Origin of the sequence: Comamonas sp. CMM03 (assembly GCF_019218715.1) — a bacterium.
Classification (GTDB): Bacteria; Pseudomonadota; Gammaproteobacteria; order Burkholderiales; family Burkholderiaceae_C; genus Comamonas; species Comamonas terrigena.
In genome coordinates, this window is sequence record NZ_JAHUXB010000002.1 from 327,100 (window position 1) to 343,218 (window position 16,119).

Here is a 16,119-nt window from a genome sequence, read left to right on the forward strand (position 1 = left end):
GCTTACTCCGGCATGCGCGGGCCGATGAACTCGTAGGAGCTGCGGATGTGGAACCGGAGCCGGCGCCCCAGGTACTCAGCGCGCTCAGCCTCATTTCGCAGTCCCTGCAACCGCAGCAGCGGCCTGTAATTGCCTTGCCTCACAAACATCAGCACCGGGCGGACATCCACCCCGCCGGTGCCCTGCACCGCCCAGATGCCTGCGGCCAGGTTGGCCATGCGCTGGTCAAACTCTCCCTTTTGCGTCTGGCGTGCACCACCGCGCATGCCGCCGTAGGTGACGATGTAGCGGCGGCCACGGACCGGCCCCACAAAGCTGTTGGCCTTTCCGCCACGTTCATGCATGCGCTTGAGCGCGGCCTTGCCCATGTTGGCCCGGTAGCCTGCATCACCAAAGGTCTGCAGGTAGCTCAGCAACTGGGTCAGGAATGGGCCGCGAATGTTGCCGCGCCCGTCATCGCTGCCAGGGAAGGGCGAGCTTGGGATGGCCGTTTGATAGCCGGTGGGCAGGATGCCTGCCCTGCGCAGGCGCACTTCGCTGCGCTTGTCGGCACGCCGGCCACCATATTCCTGGGCCTGCAGCACCTGCTGGGGGTCAACACCCACCTTGCCGCCGGTGGTACCGGCATCGCTGCGGTACGTGGGCAGAATGCTGACCTCCAGCTTGTCCGCGGTGGCCATGATCACCTTGGGGCTGCGCTCAATCCAGGGTGTCACGCGGTCAAAGGTGCTGCGCATGTGCGCCTGCATGTCACGGCGCAGCTGAAAGGCGGCGTCATTCAGCGCCTTGGCAGATGCCTCGCAGATCTGGAAATCTGACAGTGCCTCCAGCTGCTTGCGCACCCGGTCCACCCCGATGATGTTCGTGTTCAGCTGCATGCCGCCTCCCCCTTCCCCTGTTCTGTGCGCAAAGCGCTCAACATCCCGTTTTCACCAGTCAGGGCTGCCAGACCCTTGCCCACCTTCGCAGCGTCGCCTGTGAGCGTGATCTGCATGGCGCGCAGGCCTGGGAACAGGCCCTGGGCCTGCAAACCGGTCACCAGGGACTGCAGCTGCGGCCACTGGCGGACCACCTCACGCATCTGCGCAGCGTTCTCTTCCGTGCAGGCGATCACTCTTTTCACCTCTCCCATCTCTATTCCTTCAAAAAATGGTGTGTGGGGTATGTGTGGGGCATGCTGTGGGGCATAAAAACGGCGTGTTTGCTTGCCGTGTGGGGTATGTGGGCTATGTGGGGTATGGGTGAGCGCATGCATGCACATGCATGAAATGGGTTTGGCGGCACCGCGTTTGCACGCGCAGGCGCACACACCCGTAAGGCGCAATGCCCCACATACCCCACAGCCCATATGAATCAAGCACTTATTGCCCCACGGCATACCCCACACCATGGGCCACATACCCCACACGGCAGGGCGAACGTCAGCGCGGCGCATCAGATGGCACCCCCACGCAGGTCACGGATGGCGGTCTTGAAGATGTCGATGCGCTCGCCCAGCCACTGCACCTCAGCAGCACCAGCAGGCAGCTCGTGCCCGCCGGCCAGGAAGCAAACGCTGCTGGGCCCCTTGATGCCCCCCGTGGTCTCGTACCGCTTCTGCAGCACGGTTGCGCCGTGCTTGCGCTTGAGCGCATTGCTGAAGCGCGGCAGCGGCAAGGCCCGCTCGCCGGTGGCGCCGCACCAGATCTTGTAGACCTCGTACAGGTCCATGGTCAGGCACGGGGCCAGCAGCGCCGGCCTGCCCTTGGCCGGGAAGCCCTGCACATCCCCCGCCTCAAACGCCCGCATGAATTTGCTGGGGCTGTCCAGGCTCAGGCCGATCAGCTCTTCCTTGGCCTCCGTCATGGGCGGCAAGGTGGCATTACTGAACCCCGTCAGGTCGACCTGCAGCAGATAGTCATACAGGGCCAGCGCCCCGCCGGCATCGATCTCGGCCTTCACCTTGGCGTAGAACTCCGCGCTCAGCTTGGCCGGCGTCCAGATCACGGCATGGCGCCGGTCATCCTCCTCCAGCACCACGGGCATGGCCTCGTTCGACAAGAACACCATGTTCACGTGGTTGGCCTCGTAGTAGGCCTGCATGTTCTTGGGGTTGATGCGGATCTGGTCGCCGGTGATGAAGGCCTTGAGCTTGTTCTTGATGTGGTACAGGTCGGCCCGCGCCACCACTTCGTCGGCAATCAGGAACAGCTTGCGGCTGGCCCAGTCGTTGAACTTGTCCTCGATCGCGCTTTGGTCAATGGTCCAGCCGTACTTGCCGTAAATCTGCATGTACGCCTCAAAGAACATGTTCTTGCCGGTGCCCTGCGGGCCGTGCAGCACGATGGTGGACTTCATCTTGGCGCCCGGGTTCTGCAGCGGGTAGGCCAGCCACTGGATCACCCAGTGGTACAACTCCTCCGCCTTCTTCCCGCCCTCTTCGCTGCACATGTGCCACAGCAGGTCCAGCAGGCTGCTGCAGTCCCCAGCCTTGGGCTTGACTGGCCAGCCACCCCACAGGTTGCAGCTGATGTTGGCGTCCTTGCAGGCTGGGTCGAACCCCACCTCCTCTGGCCGCACGATCAGGCGGTCCGGGTGCTCGCGCCAGGTGCTGAACACATCGCTGTTCAGGCACAGGTGGCCCATATCGGCCAGGGTGACCAGGCGGTGCTCGGTATGGTCAAACACCGCCCCGCCCTGGCCGTACACCAGGGCAAAGCGTTCCAGCAGTTCATCCAGGGAATCAATCGGTGCCAGGGGGGCAAGCTCTCCGGCAGCATCCACCCCCGCCCCCCCAGCGGTGAGTGCAAGGCGCTGCTTGGCCTGGCGGGACTTCCAGCCAAGCTCCAGCAGGCGGCCTTCCACCTGGGCGCGCACCACGTGCAGGCCCTCGGCCAAATGCAGGTCGTTGAAGTCGTTGAACTTGCGGCCGTGCTCCAGCCAGCCTTGGCGCAGCGCAGCGGGGTCTGCAAACGCCGGCGCCAACCACGCGCCGCCCACCTGCATGGCAGCGGTGCTGGCCATGGTGATGCCGGCATTGCTGGCCTTGTGGTCGTTGCCGCAGTGCGGGCACTTGGGCCCGTCAGGCAGCCAGATGCGGTGCTTGCACTCCACGTGGTGGCCGGCTTCGGCAGTGGCGTGGGCATTCTCGGCGTGGCACTTCTGGGTGTTGTCGTCGTCGGCGCACACCAGAATCCGCAGGCCCTTGTACCGCTTGGCCAGGGCACCGGCCACCGCGGCCAGGTTGTTGGCATCAAAGGCCACCGCCACCGGCAGCCCGGTGCAGGCATGCAGGCTGGCCGCCGTGGCGTAGCCTTCTGCCACCAGGATGATGCAACCATCCTGGGGCATGCCGATCATGTGGAACTTGGCCTTCTTCTCCAGCCCGCTGGGCCAGTACTCCTTCTCCAGCTTGCCGGCGGCACGGCTCTTGCCGCGCACCACCTGCAGGCCGTGGATGTTGTTGTGCACATCCAGCAGCGGAATGATCAGCGCGCCACTGGGCGTAAAGCGCACGCCATAGGCGCCCACGCCCTTGCGCTGCAGGTACTCGCTCTCGCCGGAGGGCTGGTAGCGCTTCCAGGCCTCGGTGGCGCGCTTGGCCGCCCGCTCTATCTCCGCCTTGCGCTCGCCATCGGTGCGGCGGCGGTCTTCGGCCAGGCGCTTGCGCAGCGCCTCGGCCTGTTCCTTGTTCAGCTTCTGCTTCAGGTTCAGCTTGACCTTGGTGGCGTTGTTCTCGGCACCGCGCCACACCCCATAGCTGCCGACGATGGCATCCACGCCGTCATCCAGGCGGATTTCGTGCAGCCAGTACCAGCCTTTGCGCTCGCGGCCTTCGCCGTCCACGCGGCAGCGCCGGCGCCGGCCCACCTCCAGGGTGTCAATCAGGAGCCCTGCAGCCTGCAGCTGCAACAGCACATCTTCATAGTTGGCTGCCATGTCAGTAAGCCGCAGCCTCACTAGCTACACACTTCACGCGGCTCGAATTACCCGCTCCCAAGGAACAGGGGGAGGACCCAACCCCGGGGGTGCGAATGTTTCGCATTTCTACCAATCGATGCCCACCCCAACTGACACCCGTGTGCCGGCCTTCCTCCGCCTGAAGGGGTGCGGGGAACGGGCCAAGCCCGTCGCGCCGCCCTGCCCTTGCGATTGCTTTATTCATTGCTATACCTTTTGTAGTCAACGGTCAGCCCTGGGGCGGGCGCTGCGGCACGCGCGCATCGATGGCGGCCACCATGGCGCCGATCTTTTCGATCAGCTCGGCAGCAGCCTCTTGCACGCGGCGCAGTTCGTTGCGGGATGAATCGGGTTTGCCGTGCAAGGCATCGGCATTGGCGCAGGTGAAGTTGCCCGCAGCGCGCTGGAAGTGCATGAACGCCTCCACCGGGTCGCCGCCATCCTGGTGGCCCATCACGCGGTAGCAGGCGTGCCCCAGCTGCTGGGCCATGGCCTGCAGCACCTGGTGGTCATTGGCTGCGCGCTGCAGCAGCACGGATTCGCGCAGGGACAGGTGGTGGGTGGACTTGTTGGGGTTGAGCTTGTTCTGCAGCGTGCCGGCGTTCACGCCCATGCGCTCGGCCAGCGTGGCCACACCGCCCGGGTAGCGCAGCGCCGTCTGGTGCGCCGCTTCCTCCACATCCATCCCCGGAATGTCCAGCGGCAGGCCTTTGTCAGCGTTGCCGAGCAAACCACCAATTGAGAGACTGATACCCATCATGAAACAGCACTCCTCACAACAACGCCGCAGCGCACAGGCCCAGACCCTGGAGCAATACCTGCAGCTGATAGGCGCCCGCCCGGAAGCAGATCTGGGAAAAAGCTTGGATAGCCGCTGCGGCAAGGCCGGCGGGCTTATGCAGCGGCGCGTCGCCACCGCACTTCAGTGCGACAGGAGAGCAATGCGTGGCCATGCAGCACGATCGAGCGATGGGCATGCAGGTCACAGAGAGGTCCCAGCCTGGGGTATGGACTTGAGCAAAGCGGCACCAGGTGATTCCTGGCGCTGGATCTGGTCGGGCGCTTGAGCATCTGCATTGCTGGCATCCGCGCCACAGCGGAAGGCCTGAGGCAAGGACTGGACGTGTTTGCGCGCCCACGCCGCAAGGACACGATCAGAAATGCGCGGCGGCAGCACGTCTGGCCAGTCCGATACCGCTTGAGGCGATACGCCAATGGCCGCTGCCGCTAATCCAGGCGTTCCACCAAGAATTTCAATGCAGTCACTTTTCTTCATGGGACCGAATTAAACCATGCTTTACCAATTGAAGGCAACCATGCTTGATGAATCCGAAAGCATACTTGAACCAATGAGCACGTATGCAGATCGATTCAATGAGGGCTTAGATCAGCCAGGCAAGAGCGTGGCCGGCGTAGCTGCTGCCATGGGCATTAGCAAGCAAGCCGTCTACGCAATTAAGAGGGGTCAAACCAAGTCCGCAACCGCTGACAACAACGCAGCGGCAGCCATGTACTTCAACTGCAACCCGTCATGGCTCGCATCAGGCAAAGGCTCGCCACAATGGGGGCACATCAGCTCTGACAACTTGGCGCCCGGCCCTGACACCTCTGGGAAGGTCCCTCTGATTTCCTGGGTGCAAGCAGGCGCTTGGTGCGATATTGCAAACATGGGCCCTCTGGAGGATGTAGAGCTGTGGATGGATTGCCCAGCACCACATAGTGCAAACACCTTTGCTCTCCGCGTCCGTGGCGACTCCATGACTGCCCCAAGCGGCGCATCGCGCACCTACCCAGATGGCTGCATCATTTTTGTGGACTCTGAACGGCGCTCGCCTGTGAACGGAGCCCGCGTAGTTGCATGCCTGCGGGACACCAACGCCGTGACGTTCAAGGTCTACAAGAATGAGGATGGCCGCCAATGGCTGCAGCCGCTCAACCCTCTCCATGAGCCAATTCGTGACATCTTCCACATCCTCGGGACCGTGATCGGCAAATGGGAGGACGGATGAAGTCAACTAATTTTAAAACATGCTTTACAACAATTTAAAAAGCATGCTTTAATCCAACCCATCGCACTACTTCGCGATGGGCACCACGGCATCGACCTGGGCTATGCCCCAGGTCTTTAAAGCTGATGCCGGATACTCCCAGTCGCCACTGAGCGCAGCCACCACAGCTGCCCACGTAGAAAGCGGCCCACGCCAGATCTGCGCCCGTGGACAACGAAGTGCGCAAAACCCACACCCTCCCTGCCCGAGCGGAGCCAAGTCCACCGCGCTCCGCGTTGACGGCACAGTGTGTGATGGCCGCATGAAACACATGCGGCAGCGCCCACCAACCGTGGCGCGGTAACGGCTGGATGTGCAGTAGCCGCCGGGCTGGCGGGCACTGCACAAATATCAGAGCACTGCGCTAGTGCTCTGATATTTGTGACAAAACGCTTCACCATCTAAACTCTTCTGGATAAGGAGAGGGAGATGGCAGAAATCACATGGGCAGAAGCCCTAAAGGAAGCCGAAGACAGTGCTGCGCGTGATCCGAATTTATGGGCGCAGTGCTTTGCAGAATCAGATGGTGATGAAGGTAAAGCCCGGGCCCTGTACGTCAAGCGCAGGATGAACGCCGCTGACGCTGACCCTGCACCAGCCCCGGCGCCGGCAAAAGCACCTGCAACAGCACCAACCAGTGGCTGGTGTCCGAATTGCATCAGCGAATGCAAGCTTGACGCCAGCACATGCCAAATGTGCGGCGCCGACTTTATGACCGGCGGCTGGAAGCCGACGCCGTACAAACCGACTCCCAGGCCAAGCCCTGATCCCAAAGAGACCAAAGCAAAAAGCGGTGGCCGCATCTGGAAGTGGATTCTTGGCGTACCTGTCGGCGGATTCGTCTTGATGATGGTTATTGGCTCGTGCGCTGGCAATAGCCCCGAAGGTAAAGAGCGAGCTAGTTCACGTGACGCCATTAGCTATTGCTGGAAAGAGCAGTCAAAGAAATCCTTATCTGATTCAACCGCACGGTTTGTCGCAAGCACCTGTGAAAAGATGGAGTCTGATTTCAAAGCAAAGTGGGGTAGAAGTCCATAATCATGTTCTTAATTAACTTAAGAGACATACCAGACACCCCGGCTGCACACTTAGTAATGATTACAAGTAAATTTTTGAAATCAGGAATGACATAAATGACGGAAATTATAGAATTTTTCGAAAAAACCGGCTGGCTTGCAAACCTACTTGGAATTGCAACCGTTCTTTTGACGATCTATTTCTTTATTCGCCGAAAAGTTCATGGGATTTTTGCAAATAAAGATTTTAATAAGATAATTCCCCGTAACTTTGAAAGAGTGTGGGATGAAGCACTTATTAAAAAAGTTGCACGAGTAGCTATTGTTGATGACCAGCCTGCCGACTTCCCTCAAGCTGACTTGAAAGGCGACGGCTACCAAATACAAGTATTCAAACAAGTAACACTGGCAACCACAGCACAAATTGCCATATTCGATGTAGTATTTTTGGACATGAAGGGGATTGTAAAGGACGACGTTGAAACCGGCGGACTGAAATTAATCGCAGAGCTTAGAAGAATCAATCCAGCACAAAAAATTTGTGCTGTTTCAAGCAAGACATTTGATATTAATGCGACCGACTTTTTCCGCCAGGCTGATGATGCGAAAAAGAAGCCTCTCACCGCTCAAGAATGTCGCACGGTCTTAAATACATTCTTCGCTGAACTATTCGACCCATCTGTGCTGAAAACTACAGCTAGTGAAGCAAACACAAGAATCCCAAGAAAAATACGAGTTGAAGCTATTGCTCAAATTAAAAAGTTTGTTGCTAAAGAAATTTCAATTGACCAGCTCAGAGATTTCATGCGGAGGAACGTTAATGATCACGACCTTGCATATCGTATAGTTAATATTGCTAGGGCTGTCGAACATGCTAGCTAGTCAACTCCTCGCAACTGACGCCATAAAAACACCATGGCCTGTAATAATATCTGGGAAGATTGCACCCAAACCGCTGTTGCCGGTATCGGAAATATGTGATAGAAAATGTCCTGTGACTAAAGAGTGCGCCTCCAAAGTCGACTTAGGAGAGCATCAATGCACTAATGGCATGAGCTACTTCATAACACAAGTTGGACAAGAGAAAGCCATCACATATGGCGTACGGGGTGAGCGCAATACAACACAAATAAACAGATATACAAAAGATGGATTAAAGGGCCGATCTGTCACGCATTTAGAAGTATTGGGTTGGTCAAATTCAATTCACCAGCTTCTCGAGAAGATTGAGCAAGACTTTTTAGAGCGACAAGTTGAAATGCTTGATCCGCTGCACGATCCGATCCGTTTAGCAAAACAAGTTAACACGATAGCCAATCGACTCGTTCAGACCCAGTCAAGAGGATCATCTTTTGAGCAACAAATTGACAATGCATCATTCGAGCTAAAGACCCTCGTTAAAGCCTCGGATTTACTTTCGGATTCTTTTGATTTATTGTCAATCTATTTCAATCCACATGCAGCAACATTTGGACGAAAGTCTGCCATAAATCTGCACGGACTACTTCTCAAGCTAATAGCCATCTTCCGTATTGATGATGGAGGAATCACTCGATCGAGTACAAAAATATATATTTCTGGTTCATGCTACCGTAATGTATTTCTGTATGAAAGCTTCAAACTGATTCCATTTGCACTTCTTTCGAATGCAGTCAAATACTCATTACAAGGAAATATCGAAGTTGTGCTTGAAGATAGAAGGCAATATATTGAACTCACTGTAACTTCGATTGGCCCTCCAATTGATGAAGACGAAAAAGAGAAAATTTTTCAAAAGCGAGGACGTGGTCGCTGGGCAGAAAAAAAAGCTGTGGACGGAAGAGGCGTTGGCCTTTATCTTGCTCAGATAATTGCCAACGCACACGGAACAAAAATCTCTGTCAGCAGTGCAAAAACAGGTGATACGTCTGATGGAATTCCACTGGCTCGGAATATTTTCAGCATTCAAATAGCTGCCGCTTAGGCGCCCCCCCCTCCAGCCCACCCTAACCGGTGGGCTTTTTTTCGCCCATCCACCGGAGACACCCATGCCAACCCCGGGCCCACGCGAGCCTTGATCGCCGCCTTCACCCGCAGGGCTACAGCGGGGCCATGAAGCAAGCCCCGAGGCTTTCTTGATGGCAAATCGTGACTGGTAATTGCCCACCAGCAAGGCGTGAAAGTCGACCCCCTCCATTTCCGTCAAACAAGCCGGGGCGAACACGGCAGCCATCTTCAATTTCCACGCCGGGCCTGGGCAGCATTTCTGCCATCCCTCCTTCTCCTTCCCCAGGCATGCCCGTAACCGCGGGCACCGGCTCCTTTACACCCAGCCCGCTATATGCGGGCTTTTTTGTTGCCCACGGAGACAGCCATGCCATCACACGCACCGCACCCGCCCGGCCGCCTGACGCTGCCGCGCGTCTCGCTGCTTGACCGCAGCTTCGCCTACAGCTGCGCTGCTGCCACCAACGTGGCAGAGACCATCGCCCGAGAGCGTGCGCTGCTGGCCCAGGAGGCCCGGGCCAAGGAACTGGCGGCCATTGCCGCACAGCCGCTGCTGCCGGGCATTGCTGCCAAGCCCACCGTGCGCCACATCCGCGCCGGCCTGGGCACCCCGATTGAATTGCCAACTCTATGAATACCCGGAGCACAGCATGCGCACCTACCTGGTCAAAGTCGTCACCGCCACCGGCGTCACCACCTATCCCGCAGTGCACGCCGGCGGCGCAGAGGCCATCCAGCACGCCATGGCTCTCTTCCCCGCAGCCCGCACCGTGGGTGCCAAGCCCATGCGCACCCACGCCGCTGGATGAGCTACTGGCCGCGCTGAGCGCGCAGGACCACCGCCGCAGCCAGGTGCTGCGCGCGATTGAAGGCGAGGCGGCCAGCACCCTGCCGCCCAGCACATCCCTCCAAAACTACTTTCAGGGCGAGGCCGCGCAGCTTCGCCGCCGGAGATAAGCCATGCGCCACACCGGACAGCTATTTCTCAGCCGCCAACGGCCCCAGGCCGCCCCGGCACGCTGCGGCACATTCCAGCTGCAGCTGCTGGCCTATGACCGCATTGGCCCGCACCAGACAGAGCCCTGGCGCATCGTCTGGACCGGCGTGGCCGCCAAGCGCTTCTGGCAGCAGCATGAAGCCGACCTGAACCCCGGCGCCGTGCTTAACGTCACCCTTGAAGCGGCCCGCCCCCACACGCTGCACACCCGCCCCCCAACGGCAGAAATGCAGGCCCGCGTGGTCAGCATGGAGCTGGTGCCCAAGACCCAGGCCACTGCATGACGCCAGCGGATGTGCAAGCCCTGGCGGCCGCCTTCGGCATCGACATCGCCCGCCTCACAGAGCCGAGCGTCAGCAGCGTGCCCCACCACTGCCTGGGCCTGTGGAACTGCCAGGACGATGGCTTCTACCGCTTTGTGTACCACCGTGTGCGCCCCACCGAGGGGCCGGCCTGGCTGACCAATGACCGAACCCCAGCGCAGCTGGAGCAATGGTGGACTACTTATCTTGCTCAGAAAGAGATGAGGCGACCAGCGTGATATTTTTTAGAGAAGAAATACTAAACAGCCCGAAGACTCCTTAATTCGGATTCAATCTTTTCCCATGACTGCTTAATCTCGAATATATGCACTGCCGCTGAATCTGCATATACATTAAATTCACTATAGTTATTATCAAGATGATGATAGTAATTATTCATACTCAATCCTGAAAAATCGTCAAAAGCAGGTCGAATCCTGTTTAACCCATTCTCCAAAAAATCGTACCTTGAATACAAACCGCTTAATGCACGAACAGAGTTTATTATTTTATCAACATAAATTACATATCTGTTGGAAAGTAGGTCCGGCCGTTCATTAAAGTCAATATTATTAATATCGACACTTATAGCCTGAAAAGAATCCTTTGTTGATTTAAAGCAATCTATTGCACACGAAACTACTTCGCCTGCATCAACTCCATTTACACCATTTGAATTATCATCCTTCTTTACTTCGTAATGTCGGTAAAGCATCTCAAAAAGTATTGTCAGCGCATCGATATTTCCTACAAGACCCCTATATCCTTGCAGATAATATTTTATAGCCGTCAATTCTGAATATTTTATTCTATCGCGCTCAGCATTAATAATATCTTTATCTCTCTTCGCGCCAATCCACATCATTAAAAGAGTTGCTAAAACGCCAATCGCTTGAATCCACGATGCCATTCCTGGGTGGACTTCGATCCAACAAACAATATCACTCCAATAAAATCGAGCAATAAGCAACAAGCATATAAAAATAAAAATTGAGTAAGCAGCCTTTTTATTTGACTGAATAGCCGAAATAACAGATTTAAATTTATTCACTTCCCATCCCTCTGATTAACTGCGTAAAGAGGGTACACCAACCCAGCCCGCCCGGCACGCGCCTCGCGGGCTTTGTCTTTTCTGGAGCCCCATGAAAGCAATCGACCTCTTTGCCGGTGCAGGCGGTTTCAGCACCGGCGCCACCATGGCCGGGGCCCAGGTGATCTGGGCTGCCAACCACTGGCCGCTGGCTGTGCAGTACCACGCTGCCAACCATCCAGATGCGGACCACCTCTGCCAAGACTTGCACCAGGCCGATTGGAGCCTGGTTCCATCCACCGACATACTGCTGGCAGCCCCCTGCTGCCAGGGCCACAGCAAGGCACGCGGAAAGGCCAAAGGCAACCCGCAGCACGACGCCAGCCGCAGCACCGCCTGGGCGGTGGTCAGCGCCGCTGAATACCTCCGGCCACAGGCCATCGTTGTCGAGAACGTGCCCGAGTTCTTGGAGTGGGATCTATTCCCCGCCTGGGAACTGGCCATGCAGAAACTGGGCTACACGCTGGCACCGCACATTGTGGATGCCGCAGACAATGGTGTGCCCCAGCATCGCGTGCGCATGTTCATCGTCGCCACCCGGAGCCGCTCACCGCTGGTGCTGGACCTGCCGAAGCGCCAGCACATACCTGCCAGCGCTTTTCTGGACTTCGACTCTGGGAGCTGGAGCCCAATCAACAAGCCCCGCCGCTCTTGCGCAACCCTGGCGCGCGTGTCCGCCGGCCGCGCCGCCCATGGCGACCGCTTCCTGGCGCCCTACTACGGCAGCGGCTCAGGCACCACCGGCCGAAGTCTGCACCGCCCCATCGGCACGGTGACGACAAAAGCGCGCTGGGCCCTGATCGATGGGGACCGAATGCGCATGCTGACCGTTCCCGAGAACTGCGCGGCCATGGGCTTTCCCAGGGACTACCGACTCCCAGCGCCGGCACACCAGGCCATCCACATGCTGGGAAATGCGGTCTGCCCGCCCGTGGCGCGCGATGTGATCGCCGCCCTTATGAACCAAATCTAGGCCCGCCCACCGCGGGCCTTTCTCTTTCTGAACCCCATGACCACACCCCAACCCATCAAGCGCTGCGGCAGCTGCGGCGCACCGATCCACAAAGAGCCCGCCGAGGGCGAAGGCCTGCCCTGCGGGCATTGAAGGAGCACCCGTGAAAGAAACTGGACTGATGTTCAAAGCGCCCCTAGTGCGCGCCATCCTGGCAGGACAGAAGACACAGACGCGGCGCATTCTGAAACTGCGCCCGGGCTTCGACTTTGAGCAACGTGACGACGGCCGCTGGTGGCCCTGGGCAGAGCACCCAGACCGCGCGGACGACGTATGGCAGCCGGCGCCGTGCGGCGACATAGGCGACCGCATCTATGTGCGCGAGACGTTCAGCCACTTTGTCCGCAATGAAAACTTCAAAGATGGTTGCGAGTGCTTCTATCGGGCGGATGGTGACTGCGTTGACCTGCGGCCATGGCGCCCGGCCATCCACATGCCCAAGTGGGCCGCCCGCATCTGGCTGGAAAACACCGGCGTACGCGCTGAACGCCTCCAGTCGATCACCGAGGCCGACTGCATTGCCGAAGGCGCCACGGGCGGCCACGGTGCCATCCCAGGCTACGCCTACAGCGCCACGCCCCTGGAGCACTTCCGCCACATCTGGGAAACCACCGGCGGCAACTGGGCCGCGAACCCCTGGGTTTGGGTCAACGAATTCAAAACCATCAGCACCACCGGCCGCCCGGCCTAAGCCGAGCACGCACAGCATGAGCACACAAAACGCACGCGATACGCATTTCTTCCTGGCCGGCTGGAATGGGCACATAGAAAACGCCAATGCAACCACACATTTCCAGCAGGCAATGAAAAGCGCACCCGCACCTACCGAGCCCTTACCTGCCGAGCACACCACCCGCTCCGATGCCGAAACCATGGCACGCGCAGAAACCACAGCCCGCTTTCTCCTGGGCTGGAAATACGGCCAGATGCCCGCCAGTCCGGACACCCTGCTGCGCCAGTCGGCCCGCGTCAAAGCGAAATGGGCATGGAACGCAGCATGCAAGCTGCTGCGATTCATCGACGGCAGCGCTCCTGCAGAGGTGCAGGCCGCAGCCACCGAGCCTATGGGCCCGGAAGCAACGGCAGCCCAGGCGATCGAACAAGCAGCCGTGGCAGTGCCTGCGATGCAGTGGCGTGCAATCAAAGATGGAATGCCGGCATGGACGGATGACAATTCCATTCGCGTGATCGCAATCACAGCGGAGGACGATTTCAGCGGCGCCCAGGTCCATGACGTTGCGGCCGCCGACTTCCATATCCGCGACCCGGAAGGCCCCACCGATCCCGATAGCGTTGGCACCGAGGTCACCCGAGCCTGCACGCATTGGGCCTATCGTGACGAAATCTGCCCCCCCCGGGCAGCGCTTGCCGCCCCCCCACCAGCGCCTACCCCGACGTATCTACCATTGCTGGTGCGTGACATTGCCCGCGACCTGGGGATCACGTCGCCTGAAGCATGCGCGACCCTCAAGCCTTTGGGCAACTTCAGCGTGAACTCTGCTGTCACTGCTGAGATGGTCGCAAAGCTGCGCGAGCAGCACCCAGCCACCCAGGCGCAGGACGTGCAGCGGGATGCGCTGGATGACACCGCGTTGCTTGATGCCATGACCGCCAACCGGATCGCAGTGGCGCCCGAATTCCAGGGGCCGTGGGACGCCGAACTCTACGGAGAGGAAGGCGAACCAGTGGCGTGCGGCAGCGGAAATACCCCACGCGAGGCAATCCGCGCCGCTATCGCGGCCAGCGCAGCACAGGAGGCTGGTAGCCATGGCTAAGCGACTCGCAGGAAAACGCTGGTTTGAGGCCATGGGCCGTCGGGCCAGCGCCATGGGGTTGCCCGCGCTGCACGGGCGCGGGGATCGGCAAAAGTGGCCGATGTGGGCACGGCAAGCCTACGCGGCCGGATGGCTGCGCCAGCAGCACAGTCGAAGGCAAGGAGGCCAGGAATGCGAACGCTGAATTTACCCCTCAAGCGCGAGTATTTCGAGGCCATCCGCGACGGCCGCAAGCCGGAGGAATACCGCTTGTGCACACCTTTCTGGCGCAAGCGCCTGGAGGGCCGCGAGTTCGACCAGGTGGTGCTGACGCTGGGCTACCCGGCACGGGACGACAAGGCCCGGCGGCTGGTGCGCGCCTGGCGCGGCTTCACCATCAAGACCATCACGCATCCGCACTTCGGCACCGAACCGGTGGAAGTGTTTGCCATCGACGTTTCGGCGCCCACACCATGAGCCGCCGCGCGCGTCAGCGCCGCGACAAGCGAGCGCCCTACCCCGACCCCTACGACAACCAGCCCCGCCAGTCGGGGCTTTTTTCCGCCTACCACGACAGGAGGTAAACATGCGATGGATTACATTGAAAAAGGCATCAGAGCTCTCTGGCCTGGCGACTTCTTTCTACGATGAACGCACCGGCCGCTCTGGTCACTGGCCCGAGGGGGTAGTCTGGAAGTGGTTTGAAGGCCGAAAAATGATCGACGTTGATGCCATGGATAGCTTCATTGACAACGACACCAGTGCCCCAAGTAAACGCGGACGCAAGAAAGCCACTCCATGCCAGGCGTAATCATCCGCAAGAACGCCATGCAGATCGATCTGCGGGCCAATGGCTACGGGAAAGAGCCCCTGTCCCTGTCGCCCACACCGGCAAACATCAAGTACGCCGAGCGCCTGCGGCTCGAAATCCTGGGGAAGATCGAGCGCGGCACGTTTGTGCTGGCCGAATACTTCCCCGACAGCCCCAGGGTCGTGAAAGTGCCCGCGGCGCCCGCCGAAATCTCGGTGCGGCCGACGCTGGGTGAAGTGTTTGCGGAATGGCTGAAGGTGAAGCGGCCCGAGGTGCAGCACAGCACCGCACTGCACTACCAGCAATCGCTGGACAGCTACCACTTCGATACGGTCCGCAAAATGCTTGCCGACGAGTTCAACTACCGAGAGCTCAAGCTGCTGCTGGCGGTTCTGCCGGAGAACGCAAAGACGTTCAACAACATAGCCAGCGTGCTCAGCATGGTGCTGGAGTACGCGCACCACGCCAAATTCCTGGCAGAGCCTCTGCACCTGGAAGTGAAGATGCGCAAGCACCAGGCGCCCGGGCCTGACCCCTTCACGCTGGAGGAGGTCGAGCACCTGCTGACGAAATTTCGTTCCGAGCGCGCAAGGGGCTATTTCGAGTTCGCTTTCTTCTCAGGCATGCGCCCCTCAGAGCTGATCTCTTTGCCATGGGCAAACGTGGATCTGCGAACAGGCACTGTGCTGGTGGATTCGGCGCTGACCCGTGGCCAGGTGAAAGCCACAAAGACCTCCACGGCACGCGTGCTTGAGCTGACCAGCCGTGCGCGCAACGTGCTGGAGAGGCAGCGCAAGGTGTCGCAGCTATCGGGTGGACGTGTCTTTGTTGATGACGATGGCCAGGAATTCGCATCGACCGATGGGCCCATGCGGGGCTGGTGGAAACCGGCAATGAAGGTTTCCGGGATCCGGCAACGCGATGCCCGGCAGACGCGCCACACGTTCGCCACCATCTGCCTGATGGCTGGCATCAAGCCGGCGTGGGCCGCCAAACAGATGGGCCACTCTGTCGAGATGTTCTACCGCGTCTACAGCCGATGGATCGACCATGCCGACAAGGGCGCAGAGCGGCGGAAGCTGGACAGTTACATATCCGCAGAACCCGGGGACATGAAGGCTGAAATAGGCTGAAATAAACGCTATTTCGAGGCTGAAAGCTGGA

General features: G+C 59.1%; 20 protein-coding genes. 14 read left to right on the plus strand and 6 right to left on the minus strand.

Annotated elements, in window-relative coordinates:
• Positions 1-2: 2 nt before the first annotated feature.
• The 5 genes from KW830_RS08300 to KW830_RS08320 form a co-directional block, all read right to left on the minus strand.
• Positions 3-878, minus strand: a complete 876-nt coding sequence (locus KW830_RS08300; RefSeq protein ID WP_218332809.1) for a hypothetical protein — start codon at positions 876-878, stop codon at positions 3-5.
• On the minus strand, positions 869-1,255 hold the full coding sequence (locus KW830_RS08305) for a hypothetical protein (RefSeq protein WP_218332810.1): 387 nt from the start codon (positions 1,253-1,255) through the stop codon (positions 869-871). Before KW830_RS08305 ends, KW830_RS08300 begins: the two co-directional genes overlap by 10 nt.
• 179 nt (positions 1,256-1,434) lie before the next feature.
• The gene (locus KW830_RS08310; RefSeq protein WP_218332811.1) at positions 1,435-3,918 is read right to left on the minus strand and encodes a DUF5906 domain-containing protein; all 2,484 of its coding nucleotides are present in this window, start codon (positions 3,916-3,918) and stop codon (positions 1,435-1,437) included.
• A gap of 250 nt (positions 3,919-4,168) precedes the next feature.
• Positions 4,169-4,699: a phage regulatory CII family protein gene (locus tag KW830_RS08315; protein ID WP_218332812.1), complete on the minus strand. Its 531-nt coding sequence runs from the start codon at positions 4,697-4,699 to the stop codon at positions 4,169-4,171.
• Positions 4,700-4,921: 222 nt separating this feature from the next.
• Positions 4,922-5,215 (minus strand): Cro/Cl family transcriptional regulator, encoded by a 294-nt coding sequence (locus KW830_RS08320; protein ID WP_218332813.1) that lies wholly within the window; start codon positions 5,213-5,215, stop codon positions 4,922-4,924.
• A 40-nt stretch (positions 5,216-5,255) separates the two neighbouring features.
• On the opposite strand from KW830_RS08320, the gene KW830_RS08325 reads away from it, so the two are divergent.
• The 8 genes from KW830_RS08325 (at position 5,256) to KW830_RS08365 (ending at position 10,527) form a co-directional block, all read left to right on the plus strand.
• Positions 5,256-5,948, plus strand: coding sequence for a LexA family transcriptional regulator (locus tag KW830_RS08325; RefSeq protein WP_255578228.1), 693 nt, complete (start codon positions 5,256-5,258; stop codon positions 5,946-5,948).
• Between the two features lie 468 nt (positions 5,949-6,416).
• On the plus strand, positions 6,417-7,025 hold the full coding sequence (locus KW830_RS08330) for a hypothetical protein (protein WP_218332814.1): 609 nt from the start codon (positions 6,417-6,419) through the stop codon (positions 7,023-7,025).
• A gap of 95 nt (positions 7,026-7,120) precedes the next feature.
• Complete coding sequence (locus KW830_RS08335) at positions 7,121-7,885, plus strand: hypothetical protein (RefSeq protein ID WP_218332815.1); 765 nt, start codon at positions 7,121-7,123, stop codon at positions 7,883-7,885.
• Positions 7,886-8,054: 169 nt separating this feature from the next.
• Positions 8,055-8,966, plus strand: coding sequence for an ATP-binding protein (locus KW830_RS08340; RefSeq protein ID WP_218332816.1), 912 nt, complete (start codon positions 8,055-8,057; stop codon positions 8,964-8,966).
• A gap of 390 nt (positions 8,967-9,356) precedes the next feature.
• Entirely contained in the window at positions 9,357-9,623 is a 267-nt protein-coding gene (locus KW830_RS08350) for a hypothetical protein (protein WP_218332818.1), read from the plus strand.
• 16 nt (positions 9,624-9,639) lie between these two features.
• Positions 9,640-9,798, plus strand: coding sequence for a hypothetical protein (locus KW830_RS08355; RefSeq protein ID WP_218332819.1), 159 nt, complete (start codon positions 9,640-9,642; stop codon positions 9,796-9,798).
• Between the two features lie 151 nt (positions 9,799-9,949).
• Positions 9,950-10,270: a hypothetical protein gene (locus KW830_RS08360; RefSeq protein WP_218332820.1), complete on the plus strand. Its 321-nt coding sequence runs from the start codon at positions 9,950-9,952 to the stop codon at positions 10,268-10,270.
• On the plus strand, positions 10,267-10,527 hold the full coding sequence (locus KW830_RS08365; protein WP_218332821.1) for a hypothetical protein: 261 nt from the start codon (positions 10,267-10,269) through the stop codon (positions 10,525-10,527). The genes KW830_RS08360 and KW830_RS08365 overlap by 4 nt, the downstream gene beginning before the upstream one ends.
• A 20-nt stretch (positions 10,528-10,547) precedes the next feature.
• On the opposite strand, the gene KW830_RS08370 is transcribed toward KW830_RS08365, so the two are convergent.
• Positions 10,548-11,339 (minus strand): hypothetical protein, encoded by a 792-nt coding sequence (locus tag KW830_RS08370; RefSeq protein ID WP_218332822.1) that lies wholly within the window; start codon positions 11,337-11,339, stop codon positions 10,548-10,550.
• Between the two features lie 91 nt (positions 11,340-11,430).
• Between KW830_RS08370 and KW830_RS08375 the strand changes: the two genes are divergently transcribed.
• The 6 genes from KW830_RS08375 (at position 11,431) to KW830_RS08400 (ending at position 16,088) form a co-directional block, all read left to right on the plus strand.
• Positions 11,431-12,351: a DNA cytosine methyltransferase gene (locus KW830_RS08375; RefSeq protein WP_218332823.1), complete on the plus strand. Its 921-nt coding sequence runs from the start codon at positions 11,431-11,433 to the stop codon at positions 12,349-12,351.
• A 142-nt stretch (positions 12,352-12,493) separates the two neighbouring features.
• Positions 12,494-13,081, plus strand: a complete 588-nt coding sequence (locus tag KW830_RS08380) for a hypothetical protein (protein WP_218332824.1) — start codon at positions 12,494-12,496, stop codon at positions 13,079-13,081.
• A 16-nt stretch (positions 13,082-13,097) separates the two neighbouring features.
• Complete coding sequence (locus KW830_RS08385; RefSeq protein ID WP_218332825.1) at positions 13,098-14,165, plus strand: hypothetical protein; 1,068 nt, start codon at positions 13,098-13,100, stop codon at positions 14,163-14,165.
• Between the two features lie 171 nt (positions 14,166-14,336).
• On the plus strand, positions 14,337-14,621 hold the full coding sequence (locus tag KW830_RS08390; RefSeq protein WP_218332826.1) for an ASCH domain-containing protein: 285 nt from the start codon (positions 14,337-14,339) through the stop codon (positions 14,619-14,621).
• 109 nt (positions 14,622-14,730) lie between these two features.
• Positions 14,731-14,955 (plus strand): hypothetical protein, encoded by a 225-nt coding sequence (locus tag KW830_RS08395; protein ID WP_218332827.1) that lies wholly within the window; start codon positions 14,731-14,733, stop codon positions 14,953-14,955.
• A 17-nt stretch (positions 14,956-14,972) separates the two neighbouring features.
• Positions 14,973-16,088: a site-specific integrase gene (locus KW830_RS08400; protein WP_255578229.1), complete on the plus strand. Its 1,116-nt coding sequence runs from the start codon at positions 14,973-14,975 to the stop codon at positions 16,086-16,088.
• Positions 16,089-16,119: the final 31 nt, after the last annotated feature.

What these genes read in the sequence shown, in the direction of transcription:
- KW830_RS08355 (WP_218332819.1), top strand. Translation starts at nt 9,640, where the DNA reads ATGCGCACCTACCTGGTCAAAGTCGTCACCGCCACCGGCGTCACCACC.
- KW830_RS08325 (WP_255578228.1), top strand. Translation starts at nt 5,256, where the DNA reads ATGCTTGATGAATCCGAAAGCATACTTGAACCAATGAGCACGTATGCA.
- KW830_RS08315 (WP_218332812.1), bottom strand. Translation starts at nt 4,699, where the DNA reads ATGATGGGTATCAGTCTCTCAATTGGTGGTTTGCTCGGCAACGCTGAC.
- KW830_RS08340 (WP_218332816.1), top strand. Translation starts at nt 8,055, where the DNA reads ATGAGCTACTTCATAACACAAGTTGGACAAGAGAAAGCCATCACATAT.
- KW830_RS08320 (WP_218332813.1), bottom strand. Translation starts at nt 5,215, where the DNA reads ATGAAGAAAAGTGACTGCATTGAAATTCTTGGTGGAACGCCTGGATTA.
- KW830_RS08390 (WP_218332826.1), top strand. Translation starts at nt 14,337, where the DNA reads ATGCGAACGCTGAATTTACCCCTCAAGCGCGAGTATTTCGAGGCCATC.
- KW830_RS08330 (WP_218332814.1), top strand. Translation starts at nt 6,417, where the DNA reads ATGGCAGAAATCACATGGGCAGAAGCCCTAAAGGAAGCCGAAGACAGT.
- KW830_RS08375 (WP_218332823.1), top strand. Translation starts at nt 11,431, where the DNA reads ATGAAAGCAATCGACCTCTTTGCCGGTGCAGGCGGTTTCAGCACCGGC.
- KW830_RS08305 (WP_218332810.1), bottom strand. Translation starts at nt 1,255, where the DNA reads ATGCATGCGCTCACCCATACCCCACATAGCCCACATACCCCACACGGC.
- KW830_RS08385 (WP_218332825.1), top strand. Translation starts at nt 13,098, where the DNA reads ATGAGCACACAAAACGCACGCGATACGCATTTCTTCCTGGCCGGCTGG.
- KW830_RS08400 (WP_255578229.1), top strand. Translation starts at nt 14,973, where the DNA reads ATGCAGATCGATCTGCGGGCCAATGGCTACGGGAAAGAGCCCCTGTCC.
- KW830_RS08300 (WP_218332809.1), bottom strand. Translation starts at nt 878, where the DNA reads ATGCAGCTGAACACGAACATCATCGGGGTGGACCGGGTGCGCAAGCAG.
- KW830_RS08335 (WP_218332815.1), top strand. Translation starts at nt 7,121, where the DNA reads ATGACGGAAATTATAGAATTTTTCGAAAAAACCGGCTGGCTTGCAAAC.
- KW830_RS08350 (WP_218332818.1), top strand. Translation starts at nt 9,357, where the DNA reads ATGCCATCACACGCACCGCACCCGCCCGGCCGCCTGACGCTGCCGCGC.
- KW830_RS08360 (WP_218332820.1), top strand. Translation starts at nt 9,950, where the DNA reads ATGCGCCACACCGGACAGCTATTTCTCAGCCGCCAACGGCCCCAGGCC.
- KW830_RS08365 (WP_218332821.1), top strand. Translation starts at nt 10,267, where the DNA reads ATGACGCCAGCGGATGTGCAAGCCCTGGCGGCCGCCTTCGGCATCGAC.
- KW830_RS08395 (WP_218332827.1), top strand. Translation starts at nt 14,731, where the DNA reads ATGCGATGGATTACATTGAAAAAGGCATCAGAGCTCTCTGGCCTGGCG.
- KW830_RS08310 (WP_218332811.1), bottom strand. Translation starts at nt 3,918, where the DNA reads ATGGCAGCCAACTATGAAGATGTGCTGTTGCAGCTGCAGGCTGCAGGG.